The organism is Halomonas sp. JS92-SW72 (assembly GCF_003547075.1).
Classification (GTDB): Bacteria; Pseudomonadota; Gammaproteobacteria; order Pseudomonadales; family Halomonadaceae; genus Halomonas; species Halomonas alkalicola.
Genome location: NZ_CP032147.1, coordinates 625745 through 642377, shown reverse-complemented (window position 1 = coordinate 642377; position 16633 = coordinate 625745). Strand labels below are relative to the sequence as shown.

Genomic DNA, 16633 nt, shown 5'->3' with positions numbered 1-16633 from the left:
TACACAACCACCCCAACAGCAAGAGGCTCCCCATGGCGGCTACCCCCGGCAGCTCCCCCGTGCACTATCCCTGGTACAAGAAGGAGGACACCGACGCCTTCTTCGCCCTGTTCCAGAACAACATCGCCAACTTCGTGATCATCGCCATCACCATGCTCGGCATGGGCTTCCCGGCGTCGATCGTCTTCGGCCAAGTGCTGCCCGGCGCCGCGGTGGCCGTGATGGTGGGCAACTTCTACTACGCCTGGAGCGCCGCGCGCCTGGCCAGGAAGGAGAACCGCACCGACGTCACCGCCCTCTCCTACGGCATCTCCACCCCGGTGATGTTCGTCTTCCTGTTCGGGGTGCTGCTGCCCGCCAAGCAGCTCACCGGCGATGTCGAACTGGCCTGGAAGGTCGCGGTGGCCGCCTGCTTCATCAGCGGCGCCATCGAGGCACTGATCAGCCTGATCGGCCGCTGGGTCCAGTATCACCTGCCCCGGGCGGCGATGCTCGGCGCCGTGGCCGGGGTGGCGCTGACCTTCATCGCCGGCGAGATGCTGTTCAAGACCCTGGAGATGCCGGTGATCGGCCTGCTGGTGCTGGCGATCATCATCGTCGGCCTGGTGGCCCGGGTCGCCATGCCCTTCCGGCTGCCCACCTCGCTCTTCGCCATTGTGGTGGGGACCGCCATGGCCTACCTGATCGGGGATGCCGGCGGCGAGCGCTTCAGCGATGCCTTCACCCACCTGGGCTTCTACCCGCTGCTGCCCAACCTGGCCTGGCTCGAGGGGCTGGGACTGCTCTTCACCGGCATGCTGGCGGTGCTCACCGTGGTGCTGCCGATCACCCTCTACAACGCCATCGAGACCATGAACAACGTCGAGGCCATGGAGGCCGCCGGTGACAGGTACGACGTGCGCGAGTGCCAGGCCGTGGACGGCGCCGGTACCATGATCGGCGCCCTGTTCGGCGGGGTCTTCCCCACCACCGTCTACATCGCCACCGTGGGCGCCAAGTGGATGGGCGCCGGGCGCGGCTACAGCCTGCTCAACGGTGCGGTCTACGGTCTGGCCACCATGTTCGGCCTGATCGCGGCACTGGCTGCCATCATTCCGGTCTCGGTGGTGGCGCCGATCCTGGTCTTCGTGGGCATGTCGATGATCGCCACCGCCTTCCAGAGCAACGACACCCGCTACTACCCCGCGGTGGCACTGGCCATGCTGCCCTACTTCGCCAACTACGTGATGACCCGTTTCGGGCGTGCCGCCGAGGAGACGGTGACCGGCATCTCCACCGGGATCGTGCCCCTGGGCCAGGGCGCCATGTTCATGGCGATCCTGATCGGCGCCATGACGGTCTCGGTGATCGACCATCAGTTCCGCCGTGCCGCCGCCTTCGCCGCGGTCGCCGCGGGCTTCTCCTTCCTGGGCCTGATGCATGCCCCGGCCCTCGCCCTCAACGCCGCCCCGGACTATGTGGTGGGCTACCTGGTGATGGGGGGCCTGTTCCTCTACTTCGCCTGGCAGCAGCAGCGCCTGGCTGCGGGCCGGGGCTGACCACACGCAGGCGCCGGGGCATCCTGCCCCGGCGCGCTTGAAGTTGAGTCTCCGGGCCTCCTGCCCGGCGATGGGTGCATCAGGCCTCAGTTGACCTCGTCGGTGTCGTCGTCACCGCCGACCATCCCCCGCAGCCGATCCCTCACGGCCTCAAGGCGACCCTTGGCCGGGGGAGCGGCGTTCTCCACGGCACGGTCCAGGCCCGGGGCCTTGGTCCTGGCATCCGCCTCGACGTCGGCTTCGACATCCACGTCTGCCTCGGTGTCAACTTCGGTGTCGCCCTCAAGGCCGGTCTCGGTATCGGCTTCGGTGTCGCCCTCGACGTCCAGGCCGGTCTCGGTGTCGGCGTCCAGACCGGTCTCGGTGTCGGTATCGGCGTCCAGGCCGGTCTCGGTGCCGCCCTCTACGCCGCCGTCGATACCAGCGTCGGCATCGCCCTCGACGCCACCGTCGAGGCCACCGTCGGCATCACTGCCATCGGCATCACCGTCGGCACCACCATCGGCACCGCCGTCGGCACCACCGTCGGCACCGCCGTCGGCGGCCGCCAGCAGGAGGGTGTCACTGGAGTGGGTCATGGTGGCCGTTGAAGAAAACTCTGTGGACAGCATCTCATCCTCCAGGCTCATGGCGTGAGCCTGGACGGTCATACCGGAAAAGATCAGCGCCATACTGGCGGCTAGGGTCTTGAGTTTCATGATGCGCCTCCTTGTGCCCCGCCAGGGGCGGGCTTCCATCTTCAAGGGTGACTCGTCCGTGAGTCGCACGACCACTCGGGCCGGGTTCCTGCCAAGACACTGCGAACCTCATGCCAGAAAGAAACTAAACTCAATATATTCAATGCATTAATAAATCAACCACTCTCGGAGCCATCGCCATCATCGCGCCATCGGCCGTAGAACTGTCGTCTCGGGCCGACAGAATTCGACCTCCCGGCGTCCCTGCCCCTGTTCATAGACATCCGTCGAGTCTCCACCGGACGACAGAAGCCCGTCCCCACTGTCGGTGCCGACACGCCACGACGGGCCAGACCCCAGACACAGTGCGCCCCGCCATGGGGCGGGGCGCAACCTGACTACAGCGACGGACGTCGCCGACGGCTACTTCCAGAAATCGCGGATCGAGGCGATGCCCTGGGCACCCACGGCGCGGGCATGGTTGGCATCGAAGCGGGTCATGCCACCCAGGGCGAAGACCGGCATGGCGGCACGCTCCACCAGCTGCTGGAAGTCATGCCAGCCCATGGGGGGCACCTCGGGGTGGGAGGGGGTAGTGCGCAGCGGCGAGAGGGTCACGAAGTCGCAGCCCAGCTTGCCGGCCTGTACCAGCTGCTCGCGATCGTGGGTAGAGGCCGCCAGCCACTTCCCCTCGGCGATGGGGCGACGCTCGAGGCGCATCAGCCGTTCGCTGGTGAGGTGGATACCGTCGGCATCGACCCGCTCGAGGAGCTCGGGCTCGGCGTTGAGCAGCAGGCGAGCCCCATGCTGGCGACACAGCGCCAGGGTGACCTCGGCGCGGGCCAGGTAGGCGGTCTCGTCGAGCTGCTTGGCGCGCAGCTGCACCAGGCGGGCGCGATCCTCCACCAGGGCACGCTCGAGGCGCTGCAGGTAGAGAGCCTCGTCCTCCTCCTCGGCGGTGATGAGGTACTCGGTCGGCAGCGCGACGGCACGCAGGATCGGCAGGTTGGCCGCCGGGAAGGGGTAGTTGACCAGCTCCTCCATGGGCACCCAGCGCACCGCCTGCCCCTCGCGGCCGAAGGGCTCGCCGGAGAACTCGTGCACCTGCCAGACGTCGAGCAGGATGTGCTTGTCGGGATACTCGTGGTGGATGCGGATCAGCGGCTGCGCGCGCTGGATCTCCACCCCGAGCTCCTCATGGAGTTCGCGCTTGAGCCCGCCGAGGCCCGTCTCGTACGGCGCCAGCTTGCCTCCCGGAAACTCCCACAGCCCGCCATGGTCGACGTTGCTGGGCCGGCGGGCGATCAGGACCTGCCCGCCGTCGGCACTGATGATGGCGGCGGCCGCCACATGCACCCTTCTCTTCACCATTGCGTTCATTCACCTTTCCAACTGGCCCGCCCTCGGGGGCGGGATGCTCTGTCCGGCGGCTGACCGATCGCTCAGCTGCGATAGTCGGCGTTGATGGTTACATACTCATGGGAGAGGTCGGTGGTCCATACCGTGGCGCTCTCCTCCCCGCGTCCCAGGTCGATGCGAATGGGGATCTCCTCCCTGGCCATCACCGCACTGCCGGCCTCTTCCGTGTAGCAGGGCGCCCGGCCACCGGCCTCCACCAAGCGAACCTCGCCCAGGTCGATGGCCACCCGGGAGACATCGAAGTCCTCGACCGGCGCACGGCCGACCGCCGCCAGTATCCGACCCCAGTTGGCATCCGAGGCAAAGAGCGCGGTCTTGACCAGCGGCGAGTTGGCCACGGTGAAGGCCACGTCGAGAGCCTCCTGACGGCTCGCGGCCCCGTTCACCTGCAGGGTCACGAACTTGGTGGCTCCCTCGCCGTCGCGGATGATCGCCTGGGCCAGCTCAGTCATGACCCGCTGCAGACCGTTGCGGAAGATGGCGATGGCCTCCTCCCCCTCGACCCGCGGTCCCTGCTGAGTACTGATCAGCATGCAGGCGTCGTTGGTGGAGGTGTCGCCGTCCACGGTGATGCAGTTGAAGGAGCGATCCACCGTCTCGCGCAGCATCTCCTCGAGCAGCGCCTGGTCGAGGGTGGCGTCGGTGGCCACGAAGGCCAGCATGGTCGCCATGTTGGGCTGGATCATGCCCGAGCCCTTGGCGATGCCGTTGATGGTGACCGTGGCCTCCCCCAGCGCCAGGGTCACGCTGGCACCCTTGGCGCGGGTGTCGGTGGTGAGGATGCCCTCGGCGGCCTGGTGCCAGGAGTCCCCCTCCTCCGCCAGGTTCGCCAGCGCCACGGGCAGGCCCGCCAGCACCCGCTCCATGGGCAGCGGCTCGCCGATCACCCCGGTGGAGAACGGCAGCACGGCTTCGCCGGGCACCCCGGCCAGGCGCCCCAGCTCGGCGCAGGTGGCGCGGGCATCGGCAAGCCCTACCTCACCGGTACCGGCATTGGCGTTGCCGGTATTGATCACCAGGTAGCGGGCCGGCTGGCCGGAGGCCAGGTGCTCGCGGGCCACGGTGACCGGCGCCGCGCAGAAGGCGTTGCGGGTAAAGGTCCCCGCCACGCGGGCACCGGCGGGCGCCTCGATCACCACCAGGTCACGGCGGTTGGCCTTCTTGATGCCCGCCATGGCGGTGCCCAGGCGCACGCCGGGGATCGCCGGCATCTCGGGAAAGCTTGCATTACCCACTGCCATCGTCTCGTCTCCTGTCTGGTGGGCGGCGGCTCAGTCCAGCTTGCCGCAGCACTGCTTGTACTTCTTGCCCGACCCGCAGGGGCAGGGATCGTTGCGGCCCACCTTGGGCCCCTCGCGGCGCACCGGGCGTCCATCCGCTCCCGGCAGCGGCGCCCCCGACTCCTCGGGGCGGTCGAGCGCATCGGGATCCTCGTGACGGCTGTCCGCCATGGCCTTCTCGCGCTCCAGCGCCTCGCGACGCTTCTGCTCGAGCTCCTCGACCTCCTCCGGACGCCGCACCTGCACATGGCTGAGGATGCGCGTCACATCGGCCTTGATATTGGCCAGCAGGTTCTGGAACAGCTCGAAGGATTCGCGCTTGTACTCCTGCTTGGGGTTCTTCTGGGCGTAGCCGCGCAGGTGGATGCCCCGGCGCAGATGGTCCATGGACTGCAGGTGCTCCTTCCAGCGGGTGTCGAGCACCTGCAGCATCACCTGCTTCTCGAAGCGGCGCATCAGGGCCTCGCCGGCCTCGGCCACCTTGGCCTCGTAGGTCTCGCGATGCAGGGTCTGCAGCCGCTCGCGCAGCTGCTCCTCGTGGAAGCGGTCGTCCTCCTCGGCCCACTGCACCACCGGGACGTCCAGGTTGAACTCGGCCTTGAGGTGGTCCTGAAGCCCGGGGAGATCCCACTGCTCGGCGAGGCTCTGGGGCGGCACATAGTCGCTGATGGCCAGGTCCAGCACCTCCTGGCGAATGCCCGCCACGGCCTCGGAGACCTGTTCGGCGGCCAGGATCTCGTTGCGCTGCTCGTAGATCACACGGCGCTGGTCGTTGGCCACGTCATCATACTCGAGCAGCTGCTTGCGGATATCGAAGTTGCGGCTCTCGACCTTCTTCTGGGCGCGCTCCACGGCGTTGGAGACCATCTTGTGTTCGATCGCCTCGCCGCGCTCCAGGCCCAGGGCCTTCATCATGCGCTGCACCCGGTCGGAGCCGAACAGCCGCATCAGGCTGTCCTCCAGCGACAGGAAGAAACGGGTCGAGCCCGGGTCCCCCTGGCGACCGGCACGGCCACGAAGCTGGTTGTCGATGCGCCGCGATTCGTGGCGCTCGGAGCCGATCACGTGCAGGCCGCCGGCGGCCAGCACCGCATCGTGGCGCTCCTGCCAGGCGGCCTTGAGCGCCTCGAGCTGCTCGGGACTCGGGTTGTCGAGCTTGGCCGCCTCGGCTTCCCAGTTGCCGCCCAGCATGATGTCGGTGCCGCGGCCGGCCATGTTGGTGGCGATGGTGATGGCGCCGGCGCGGCCCGCCTGGGCGATGATCTCCGCCTCGCTCTGGTGCTGCTTGGCGTTGAGCACGCTGAAGGCGAGGCCGGCCTGCTTCATCAGCCCGGCCAGGTACTCCGAGGTCTCGATGGAGGCGGTCCCCACCAGCACCGGGCGTCCGGCCTCGGTCTCGGCCTGGACGTCCTTGATGATCGCCTCGAACTTCTCCTCGGCGGTCAGGTAGACCAGGTCGTTGAGGTCGCGGCGCACCAGCGGTTTGTTGGTGGGAATCACCACCACGTCGAGGCCGTAGATCTGGCGGAACTCGAAGGCCTCGGTGTCGGCGGTACCGGTCATGCCGGCCAGCTTGTCGTAGAGGCGGAAGTAGTTCTGGAAGGTGGTCGAGGCGAGCGTCTGGCTCTCGCGCTGCACTGCCACGCCCTCCTTGGCCTCGACCGCCTGATGCAGGCCCTCGGACCAGCGGCGGCCCGGCATGGTGCGCCCGGTGTGCTCGTCGACGATCACCACCTGGCCTTCGGCGACGATATAGTCCACGTCACGATGGTAGAGGTGACGGGCGCGCAGCGCCGAATGCATGTGGTGCAGCAGGTTGAGGTTCTGGGCCGCGTAGAGGGAGTCCTCCTCGCCCAGCAGCCCCTCCGCCCGCATCAGCTCCTCGACCTTGTTGTGGCCGGTCTCGGTGATCTCCACCTGCTTGTGCTTCTCGTCGAGCAGGAAGTCGCCGCTGGCCGGCTCCTCGGGATCCTCGCAGGCCACTAGGTGGGTCGCCAGGCGGTCCACAACCTTGTAGAGCTCGGTATTCTCGTCCACGGCGCCGGAGATGATCAGCGGCGTCCTCGCCTCGTCGATCAGGATCGAGTCCACCTCGTCGACGATGGCGAAGTTGAGCCCGCGCTGGACCTTGTCCTCCAGCGAGAAGGCCATGTTGTCGCGCAGATAGTCGAAGCCGAACTCGTTGTTGGTGCCGTAGGTGATGTCGCAGGCGTAGGCCGCGCGCTTCTCCTCGCTGGTCTGACCGGCATGGATGATGCCGACGGTGAGGCCGAGGAACTCATAGAGCGGACGCATCCACTCGGCGTCACGGCGCGCCAGGTAGTCGTTCACCGTGACCACGTGCACGCCCTTGCCGGGCAGGGCATTGAGGTAGACGGCCAGGGTCGCCACCAGGGTCTTGCCCTCACCGGTCTTCATCTCGGCGATGCGGCCGCTGTTGAGGGTCATGCCGCCGATCATCTGAACATCGAAGTGGCGCATGCCCATCACCCGCTTGCCCGCCTCGCGCACGGTGGCGAAGGCCTCGACGAGCAGGTCATCGAGTGCCTCGCCGGCGTCGAGACGGCCACGGAAGGCTTCGGTGCGCGCCTGCAGAGAGGCGTCGTCCAGCGCCTGCAGCTCCGGCTCGAGGAGGGTGATGCGGTCGGTCTGGCGGCTCATGCGCTTCACTTCACGATCGTTCTTGGAGCCGACGACCTTGCGTAACAGGGAATTGATCATTGGGGGGTCCAGTCTTTGCGTGTGGCAACGTGCCAGCCGCCCGAGGCAGCCGGCCAGGATCAGGGGTTCAGCGTGCCAACGCAGGGCGGACCCCGACGGGTCAGGACATCATGGGCCGCGGTCGCCGGACGGCGGCAGGGGGATGGCGGCAGGGGACGTCGCCCGCGGGCGCCGAGGCGGCCGAGGACGCGCAGCGGCCAGGCACGCCGCGCGCGGCGGCGGGCCTGCAGCCGGGAGCTGGCCCGGATCAGCGCCGGTGCCAGGATGCACACCTGCACCAGGCGCTCGGCCTGCCGCAGCGGCTCCCCCTGGGCCAGACCGGCCGGCAGCAGGCACCCCACCAGCAGCCCGGCCAGCCACCAGCGCGCCGGGCGCCGCCGGCTCATGGCGGCAGGCGCCTTGGCATCGTCATGCTGGGTGCGGGCGGGCATGCTGTCGATGGACTCCCGAGCGTGCTAGGCTGGCGGGCATCAGCGCCCGGCACAGTGAAGAGTGAGTGTGGCTTTCCTGTCCGGCGACCGGAACAAGGCCCCGAGAAACAAGCCCATGAGTATAAAGGCTAAGCGCTTCCGCGCCCAGCCCATGACCCGCCTGCTCGATGGCCACGGCGAACTCGGCTCGCTGATGCGCATGGCGCGACTGATCGAGCGCGCTCAACAGCACCTGCGTGACCAGCTCCCCCCGGAAGTGGCCGAGCACCTGCACGTGGGCGGCTTTCGCGACGGTCGCCTGACGCTGATCACCGACCGTGCCGCCTGGCTCACCCGGCTGCGCTATGAGCAGCCGCGACTGCTCGAACGGCTTCACCAGCTGCCCGGCTTCGAGGCGGTGACCGGCTTCACCCTTAAGGTCCGACCGATACGACCGGTGAAGGCGCCGCTGCGCCAGGTGCGCCACCTGCCGGCCCGAGCCGCCGACGAGCTCGCGAGCTGCGCCGAGGACGTGGTCGACCCGCGGCTAAAGGCGGCGCTCCAGCGACTGGCCGCCCATGCTGCGCGCAAGCCATGAAAGCAGCGCCCTGCCCCCTATAGCGAGAAAGGCCCGCCAGATGCTGGCGGGCCTTCTCGATGTCACGGGCGGGGGATGGGATGTCGTCAGGCCATGGCCGGGGCCGCGTAGGAGATGGGCGCGGCGGCGGCCTCCTCCTCGAAGGTGACGATCTCGTAGGAGTCGGGCTGGGCCAGCAGGGCGCGGCAAAGCTGGTTGTTGAGCGCATGGCCCGACTTCACCCCGCGGAACTCGCCGATCAGGCTGTGGCCGAGCTGGTAGAGGTCGCCGATGGCATCCAGCACCTTGTGCTTGACGAACTCGTCGTCATAGCGAAGGCCGCCCTCGTTCACGATGCGGTAGTCGTCCACCACGATGGCGTTGTCGAGGCTGCCACCGAGCGCCAGGTTGTTGGAACGCAGGTACTCCAGGTCACGCATGAAGCCGAAGGTGCGGGCCCGCGACACCTCCTTGACGAAGGAGGTGGTAGAGAAGTCCACCATAGCCGTCTGGGTCTGCTCTTCGAACACCGGATGGTCGAAGTCGATGGAGAAGGCGACCTTGAAGCCCTGATGAGGGCGAAAGGTGGCTTCCTTGTCGCCTTCGGTCACCGTGATCTCGCGCCTGATACGGATGAACTTCTTGGGCGCATTCTGCTCGCTGATGCCGGCGGACTGGATCAGGAACACGAAGGGGCCAGCACTGCCGTCCATGATCGGCACCTCGGGGGCGCTGAGGTCGACATAGGCGTTATCGATGCCGAGTCCGGCCAGGGCCGACATCAGGTGCTCCACCGTGGCCACCTTGGCGCCGCCCGAGGAGAGCGCGGTGCACAGGGTGGTGTCGGTGACGTTGTGGGCCTTCGCCGGAATCTGCACCTCGGGATCCAGATCGGTGCGCACGAAGACGATGCCGGTATCCACGGGCGCCGGGCGAAGGGTCATGTAGACCTTCTTTCCGGAGTGCAGGCCGACGCCTGTGGCGCGGATGACGTTCTTCAGGGTGCGTTGTCTGATCATGAGAGGTGGCCAGGCTGTTGTCGGGTTATCAAACACTGTTCACTATAACACCGAACGGGCGTTTCGACAAAGAAACCTCGCCCGGCACGCTCTATGGACTCGATAGCGCCCCTCAATCCGCCTGGCGGCGCAGGAAGGCCGGGATATCGAGATAGTCATCGAGCTCCTGGGAGCGTCGCTTCTCGGCACGCGGCTTGGCGGCTTCCTCCGGCTCGGCGGCGGCGCGGGCGGCCTGCTGGCGCATGGCTGGCTGCGCCTGACGCTGACGATAGTCGCTGCCTGCCTCGACACGCTTGGCCGGCTCGCGGGTCGCGGCCTTGGCCTGCTGACGGCCGTCGAGCCCGGCGGCCACCACGGTGACACGCAGCTCGTCGGACATCTCCATGTCGATGGAGGTGCCCACCACGATGGTGGCGTCCTGGGAGGCGAACTCCTGAACGGTGGCGCCCACGTCGTTGAACTCGCCGATGGAGAGATCCGGGCCGGCGGTGATGTTGACCAGGATGCCACGGGCACCGTGGAGGTCGACGTCCTCGAGCAGCGGGCTGCGAATGGCCTTCTCGGCGGCTTCCCGGGCGCGGTTCTCGCCGATGGCGCTGCCGGAACCCATCATCGCCATGCCCATCTCGGACATCACGGTGCGCACGTCGGCGAAGTCGACGTTGATGATGCCCGGGCTTGTGATCAGCTCGGCGATGCCCTGAACGGCGCCCAGCAGCACATCGTTGGCGGCGCTGAAGGCAGTCAGCAGGCTGGCGCTCTTGCCCAGCACCGAGAGCAGCTTCTCGTTGGGAATGGTGATCAGCGAGTCGACGTGCTCGGAGAGCTCACGCATCCCCTCCTCGGCGGCGCGCATGCGCTTGGGACCCTCGAAGGGGAAGGGACGCGTCACCACCGCCACGGTGAGGATACCCAGCTCCTTGGCCACCTGAGCCACCACCGGGGCACCGCCGGTGCCGGTACCACCGCCCATCCCGGCAGTGATGAAGACCATGTCGGCACCGTTGAGCAGCTCGGCGATCCGCTCGCGGTCTTCCATGGCCGCCTGGCGCCCCACCTCGGGGTTGGCGCCGGCGCCGAGCCCCTTGGTGATCTCGGTACCCAGCTGGAGTACGGTCTTGGCGGAGACCCGCTTGAGCGCCTGGGCATCGGTGTTGGCGCAGATGAACTCCACGCCCTCGATGTTGCTCTCGACCATGTGATTGACGGCGTTGCCGCCGCCGCCGCCGACACCGATCACCTTGATGACCGCGCTGCTTGAGGGTGCGCTATCTACCAGTTCAAACATTAGCCCCGTCTCCTGGGTCGCCATGGCGACCCTGTCAGAAATTTCCTTTCAACCAGCCCTTGAACCTTGCCAGCGCCGGTATGCTTTCCCTGAAGCCGCGACGGCCGGCGTCCTCACGCCGCGCCTGAACCGGCACCAAGCTGCCCTGTGTCTGTCGACCATGCCCCTGCCGATTTTCCTGCAGAGCGTAATGTAGCAAACCGACTCCGGTCGAATAAATCGGGTTGCGGACCACATCGGCCAGGCCGCGCACGTTCTGCGGGCAGGCGATGCGCACCGGCATGTGGAAGATCTCCTCGGCGAGCTCCACCACCCCTTCCATGCGCGCGGTGCCACCGGTCAGCACCACCCCGGCGGCCACCAGATCCTCGTAGCCGCTGCGGCGCAGCTCGTCGCGCACCAGGGTGAAGAGCTCCTCGTAGCGCGGCTCCACCACCTCGGCCAGCGCCTGGCGGGAGAGGTCCCTGGCCGGGCGGTCGCCGACGCTGGGCACCTTGATCAGCTCGTCGCTGGCGGCCAGCTGGGTCAGCGCGCAGGCGTACTTGACCTTGATCTCCTCGGCGTGCTGGGTCGGGGTGCGCAGGGCCATGGCGATGTCGTTGGTGACCTGGTCCCCGGCGATGGGGATCACCGCGGTATGGCGAATCGCCCCCTCGGTGAACACGGCGATATCGGTAGTGCCGCCGCCGATGTCCACCATGCAGACGCCCAGTTCCCGCTCGTCCTCGGTGAGCACCGCCATGCTCGAGGCGAGCTGCTCGAGGATGATGGCATCGACCTCGAGGCCGCAGCGGCGCACGCACTTCTCGATGTTCTGCACGGCGTTCAGCGCCGCCGTGACCAGGTGTACCCGGGCTTCCAGGCGCACCCCGGACATGCCCAGTGGCTCGCGGATGCCGCCCTGGGTGTCGATGGAGAACTCCTGGGGCAACACATGGAGGACCCGCTGGCCCTCGGAGATGGCCCGGGCCCGGGCGGAGTCGATGACGCGATCGATATCGGAGGGGGTGACCTCGCGCTCCTTGATCGCCACCACGCCGTCGGAATTCATGGAGCTGATATGGCTGCCGGCGACGCCGACATAGACCGAGTGGATATCACAGCCGGCCATCAGCTCGGCCTCCTCCACGGCGCGTTGGATGGAGAGCACCGTGGATTCGATGTTGATCACCACCCCTTTCTTCATGCCGCGGGAGGGGTGCGAGCCGATACCGGCGATCTCGATGCCGCCATCGTCTGTGGGCTGACCCACGATCGCCACGACCTTGGACGTTCCGATATCCAGCCCGACTACCATATTGGACGCATTGGAAGGACCTGCCATGAGTCGGGAACTCTCCTAGAACCTGGCCCGCTTCGGAGCCTGCAACACGGAAAATGAACCTGGGGGCAATTATAGGAACAACTCGGGTTGATCCTCCACCCCACAGAAAAATTCATCTTTCACGATACGGTGATTTTGCCCCAAAAGAAACAGGCGCAGTCCCTCGAACATGCGCCTTTGCGGAGAAAATGGTCTCAGCCCTCGACCGACTCATCATCCTCGGCGGGGTCGGATTCGCCGTGCCAGGCAACGGCCACGCCGTTGGGGTATCGAAGGTCGATGTAGCGGATATGCGACGCCTGGGAGCCGAGCTGCCGCTGCCAGGCCGCGGAGAGCCTGCCCAGCCGCGCCTCGCGGTCGTTGCGACCGAGCATCACCCAGACCCCATCGTCCAGTTGGAAGCGCCAGGCGCCACGGGGCTCCAGGCGTAGCTGGGAGAGCTCGAGGCCCATGGCGCCGAAGCGAGTGGCCAGCCGTTCGTGGTAGGCCAGCACCTCCGCCCCGCTGCCGGCGGGGCCGGCGAGATCCGGCAGGTCGCCGGGCGGCGACACCGGACCGAAGGCGAAGGGCTCGCCCTCGGGATTGAGCAGGTAGTCGTCGTTCCAGCGCGCCACCGGAATCTGCTCGACCAGCTCGAAGGTCAGCGCATTGGGCCACTCACGGGTGACCCGCACCTCGACAAGCCAGTCGATGGCCAGCGCCTCCTCGCGCAGCTCGGCCACGTTGACCGACAGCCAGGTGCGGCCGCGGATCAGCGGTGCCAGCTGGTCGCGCAGGTAATCGGCGCTGACGTGGGTGAACTCGCCGGCGATGGAGACCCGCTCGATGGGCCGGTCGAGCCACAGCCACAGTGCCCGACCGCCGGCGCCGAACAGCACCAGCAGCAGCACCACCCCGAGCAGGCCACCGCGACGCGTCATGCCCGCTTCGCCTCCAGGGTGGTGGCCAGGATGCGCAGCACCAGGGCCTCGAAATCGATGCCGGCGTGGGCCGCGGCCTGGGGCACCAGGCTGTGGTCGGTCATGCCCGGCGAGGTGTTGATCTCGATCAGCCAGAAGCGCCCCTCGGCATCGCGCATCACATCCACCCGCCCCCAGCCCTCGGCGCCGACCGCCTCGAAGGCGCGACGGCAGAGCTCGCCGAGCTCGGCCTCCTCGGCATCGCCGAGCCCGCAGGGCAGGTGGTAGCGCGTCTCGTCGGAGAGGTACTTGGCCTCGTAGTCGTAGAAGCCCCCGGGCACCTCGACACGGATCGCCGGCAGCACCTCGTCGCCGAGCAGCGACACCGTATACTCGTCGCCCTTGATGAAGCGCTCGGCCATCACCCGGGCGTCGAAGCGGGCCGCCTCGTGGTAGGCCGTCGCCAGGGCCTCGGCGCTCTCGACGATGCTGATGCCCAGCGTCGAGCCCTCGTGCACCGGCTTGACGATCAGCGGCAGGCCGAGGCGCGCCACCACCGCCGACCAGTCGGCGTCGGCCTCCAGCATCACCGACTCCGGCGTGGGCAGGCCGAGGGCCTGCCACACCAGCTTGGTGCGCTGCTTGTCCATGCCTAGGGCCGAGGCGAGCACGCCGCTGCCGGTGTAGGGAATGCCGAGCAGCTCCAGCGCCCCCTGCAGGGTGCCATCCTCGCCGCCGCGGCCGTGCAGGGCGATGAAGACGCGGTCAGGGGCCAGGGCCTCGAGCCCCACCAGCCCGCCGTCGGCGGGGTCGTAGCCGATGGCATCCACGCCGGCGCGGGTGAGCGCCGCCAGCACCGCCGCCCCGCTCTTCAGCGAGACCTCCCGCTCGGCGGAGCTGCCGCCGTAGATCACGGCCACGCGGCCCAGGTCGTTCACCAGGCTCATAGGGTCACCTCGTCGAGCTCAAGGGCCGCCTCGGCCAGGGCCAGGGAGATGCCGCCCACGTCGCCGGCGCCCTGGGTAATCAGGATGTCGTCCGGGCGCAACACCCGGGCCAGCAGGCCCGGCAGCTCGCTCTTCTCCTGGACGAAGATCGGGTCCACCTCGCCGCGCTGGCGGATGGAACCGGCCAGGGTGCGCCCCTCGGCGCCGGGAATCGGCGCCTCGCCGGCGCTGTAGACGTCCAGCAGCAGCAGGGTGTCGACACCGGAGAGCACCCGCACGAAGTCTTCAAAGAGATCCCGGGTGCGCGAGTAGCGATGGGGCTGGTAGAGCATCACCAGGCGGCGCTCGGGCCAGCCGGCGCGCACCGCCCGGATCACCATCTCCACCTCGCGGGGGTGGTGACCGTAGTCGTCCACCAGCATCACCTCGCCCTCGCCGCCCGGCGCCGGGAAGTGCCCCTGCACCTGGAAGCGACGCCCCACCCCCTGGAAGCCGGCCAGGCCCCGCAGGATGGCGTCGTCGTCGACCCCGGCATCGGTGGCCACGGCGATAGCCGCCAGGGCGTTCAGGGCGTTGTGGCGGCCGGGCATGGCCAGCCGGACGGCGAGCGGCGCCAGCCCGCCGGGGCGATGGGCGGTGAAGCGGATCTCGCCGGCCTGCTGGACGAAGTCGGCGATGCGGTAATCGGCGTCCTCGCTGAAGCCGTAGGTGATGAACTGGCGATGCACCCGGTCGAGCAGGCCGCGCACGTTGTCATCATCGATGCACAGGATCGCCAGGCCATAGAACGGCAGGTTGTGCAGGAACTCGAGGAAGGTGGTCTTGAGCTTCTCGAAGTCGCCGCCATAGGTGGCCATGTGGTCGGCATCGATGTTGGTGACGATGGAGACCATGGGCTGCAGGTGCAGGAAGGAGGCGTCGGACTCGTCCGCCTCGGCCACCAGGTAGTCGCCCTCCCCCAGCCGGGCATTGGTGCCGGCGCTGGTCAGCCGACCGCCGATCACGAAGGTGGGGTCGAGCCCCCCCTCGCCGAGCAGGGTCGCGGTGAGACTCGTCGTGGTGGTCTTGCCGTGGGTCCCGGCCACGGCGATGCCGTGGCGGAAACGCATCAGCTCGGCGAGCATCTCGGCGCGGCGCACCACCGGCACCCGGTGCTCCCGGGCCCAGACGATCTCGGGGTTGGCCTCGTCCACCGCGGTGGAGACCACCACGACATCGGCGCCGACCACGTGGTGGGCATCGTGGCCGATGGCCACCGTGATGCCGCACTGGCGCAGCCGCGCCACTACCGTCGACGCCTTCAGGTCGCTGCCGCTGACCGTATAGCCCTGGTTGGCCAGGACCTCGGCGATGCCGCACATGCCGGCGCCGCCGATGCCCACGAAATGGATGTGCCGGATCCGGCGCATGCCCAGGCCCCGCTCGGGGGGGACGGACTGGCCGGGAACCGGCCGTGACGTGCTATCGCTCAAAACCTGTCTCCATGCAGCCGGCCACCAGGCGCTCGTCGGCGTCGAGGTGCGCGCAGGCCCTCGCTCGCGCGGCCATGGTGGCAAGGGTATCGGGATCGAGCAGCGCCGCCAGCCGATCGGCCAGCGTCGCCGCCGTGAGGTCGGACTGGGGCAGCAGCTCGGCGGCCCCCTCCTCCACCAGCGCTCGGGCGTTGGCGGTCTGATGATCGTCCACCGCGAAGGGAAAAGGCACGAAGAGCGCCGGCCTGGCCGCGGCGGCCAGCTCCGCCACCGTCAGGGCGCCGGCCCGGCAGACCACCAGGTCGGCCCAGCCGTAGGCCTCGGCCATGTCATCGATGAAGGGCGTCACCTCCGCACTCACGCCCTCGCGGGCGTAGGCCTCGCGGGTGGCGGCGTCCTTATCGCGTCCCGCCTGGTGGCGCACCTCGGGTCGCTCGCCCTCGGGCAGGCGAGCCAGGGCCTCGGGGAGACGCTCGTTGAGCGTCTGGGCCCCCAGGGAGCCGCCCACCACCAGCAGGCGCAGGCGCCGGCCACGCATCGCCGCGGCCGGGCGTGGCGACTCGCCCAGGGCGGCGATCTCCTCGCGCACCGGGTTGCCGATCACCTCGCCGCGGGCACCGAAGGCCTGGGGAAAGGCGGCATAGACGCGCCGGGCCAGCCGTGACAGCGCGCGGTTGGTGAGCCCCGCCACGGCGTTCTGTTCGTGGATCACCAGGGGGCGACGCGCCAGCCAGGCGGCCAGGCCGCCGGGGCCGCTGGCGAAGCCGCCGAGGCCCACCACCAGCTGGGGGTCGAAGGCGCGGATCACCCGCCACGCCTGCCAGACGGCGCGGGTCAGGTTGAACGGCGCCAGCAACCAGCCGGCCGCACCGTTGCCGCGCAGCCCCGACACCGCGATGCGATGCAGGGGAATGCCGGCCTCTGGCACCAGGCGGTTCTCGATGCCGCGGGGGCTGCCCAGCCAGGCCACCTCCACCCCCTCCTCGGCCAGGCCCCGGGCCAGGGAGAGAGCGGGGATGACGTGGCCGCCGGTGCCTCCGGCCATGATCAGGACGCGGTGTC

14 protein-coding genes are annotated in these 16633 nt (G+C 68.5%); 2 read left to right on the top strand and 12 right to left on the bottom strand.

Annotated features, from left to right (window positions below):
* The first annotated feature begins 32 nt into the window (after positions 1-32).
* The gene (locus D1793_RS03055; protein WP_119020832.1) at positions 33-1538 is read left to right on the top strand and encodes an NCS2 family permease; all 1506 of its coding nucleotides are present in this window, start codon (positions 33-35) and stop codon (positions 1536-1538) included.
* 86 nt (positions 1539-1624) lie between these two features.
* Here D1793_RS03055 and D1793_RS03050 read toward each other — a convergent pair whose 3' ends face one another.
* From D1793_RS03050 to D1793_RS03030, 5 genes are all read right to left on the bottom strand, one after another.
* Positions 1625-2236: a hypothetical protein gene (locus D1793_RS03050; RefSeq protein WP_119020831.1), complete on the bottom strand. Its 612-nt coding sequence runs from the start codon at positions 2234-2236 to the stop codon at positions 1625-1627.
* A gap of 402 nt (positions 2237-2638) precedes the next feature.
* On the bottom strand, positions 2639-3586 hold the full coding sequence (locus D1793_RS03045) for a Nudix family hydrolase (protein WP_119020830.1): 948 nt from the start codon (positions 3584-3586) through the stop codon (positions 2639-2641).
* 71 nt (positions 3587-3657) lie between these two features.
* Positions 3658-4875, bottom strand: coding sequence for a bifunctional glutamate N-acetyltransferase/amino-acid acetyltransferase ArgJ (argJ, locus tag D1793_RS03040; protein WP_119020829.1), 1218 nt, complete (start codon positions 4873-4875; stop codon positions 3658-3660).
* 30 nt (positions 4876-4905) lie between these two features.
* A complete protein-coding gene (gene secA / locus D1793_RS03035) occupies positions 4906-7635 on the bottom strand; it encodes a preprotein translocase subunit SecA (RefSeq protein ID WP_119020828.1) in 2730 nt (909 codons plus the stop codon).
* A gap of 59 nt (positions 7636-7694) precedes the next feature.
* The gene (locus D1793_RS03030; protein ID WP_240407758.1) at positions 7695-8066 is read right to left on the bottom strand and encodes a hypothetical protein; all 372 of its coding nucleotides are present in this window, start codon (positions 8064-8066) and stop codon (positions 7695-7697) included.
* A gap of 115 nt (positions 8067-8181) precedes the next feature.
* Here D1793_RS03030 and D1793_RS03025 point away from each other — a divergent pair, with 115 nt between their 5' ends.
* Positions 8182-8643 (top strand): DciA family protein, encoded by a 462-nt coding sequence (locus tag D1793_RS03025; protein WP_162899897.1) that lies wholly within the window; start codon positions 8182-8184, stop codon positions 8641-8643.
* Between the two features lie 86 nt (positions 8644-8729).
* Here the strand turns inward: D1793_RS03025 and lpxC are convergent, their stop codons facing one another.
* The 7 genes from lpxC to murG form a co-directional block, all read right to left on the bottom strand.
* Positions 8730-9641 carry a UDP-3-O-acyl-N-acetylglucosamine deacetylase gene (lpxC, locus tag D1793_RS03020; protein WP_119020826.1) on the bottom strand — a complete coding sequence of 304 codons (912 nt, stop codon included), beginning with the start codon at positions 9639-9641 and terminating at the stop codon, positions 8730-8732.
* Positions 9642-9753: 112 nt separating this feature from the next.
* Positions 9754-10929 carry a cell division protein FtsZ gene (gene ftsZ / locus D1793_RS03015; protein WP_119020825.1) on the bottom strand — a complete coding sequence of 392 codons (1176 nt, stop codon included), beginning with the start codon at positions 10927-10929 and terminating at the stop codon, positions 9754-9756.
* 34 nt (positions 10930-10963) lie between these two features.
* Entirely contained in the window at positions 10964-12253 is a 1290-nt protein-coding gene (ftsA, locus tag D1793_RS03010) for a cell division protein FtsA (protein ID WP_119020824.1), read from the bottom strand.
* Positions 12254-12447: 194 nt separating this feature from the next.
* Positions 12448-13173, bottom strand: a complete 726-nt coding sequence (locus D1793_RS03005) for a cell division protein FtsQ/DivIB (protein WP_119020823.1) — start codon at positions 13171-13173, stop codon at positions 12448-12450.
* The gene (locus D1793_RS03000) at positions 13170-14099 is read right to left on the bottom strand and encodes a D-alanine--D-alanine ligase (RefSeq protein ID WP_119020822.1); all 930 of its coding nucleotides are present in this window, start codon (positions 14097-14099) and stop codon (positions 13170-13172) included. The genes D1793_RS03005 and D1793_RS03000 overlap by 4 nt, the downstream gene beginning before the upstream one ends.
* On the bottom strand, positions 14096-15508 hold the full coding sequence (murC, locus tag D1793_RS02995; RefSeq protein ID WP_119020821.1) for a UDP-N-acetylmuramate--L-alanine ligase: 1413 nt from the start codon (positions 15506-15508) through the stop codon (positions 14096-14098). The genes D1793_RS03000 and murC overlap by 4 nt, the downstream gene beginning before the upstream one ends.
* 52 nt (positions 15509-15560) lie before the next feature.
* A complete protein-coding gene (gene murG, locus D1793_RS02990) occupies positions 15561-16616 on the bottom strand; it encodes an undecaprenyldiphospho-muramoylpentapeptide beta-N-acetylglucosaminyltransferase (RefSeq protein WP_119023546.1) in 1056 nt (351 codons plus the stop codon).
* Between the last annotated feature and the right edge of the window lie 17 nt (positions 16617-16633).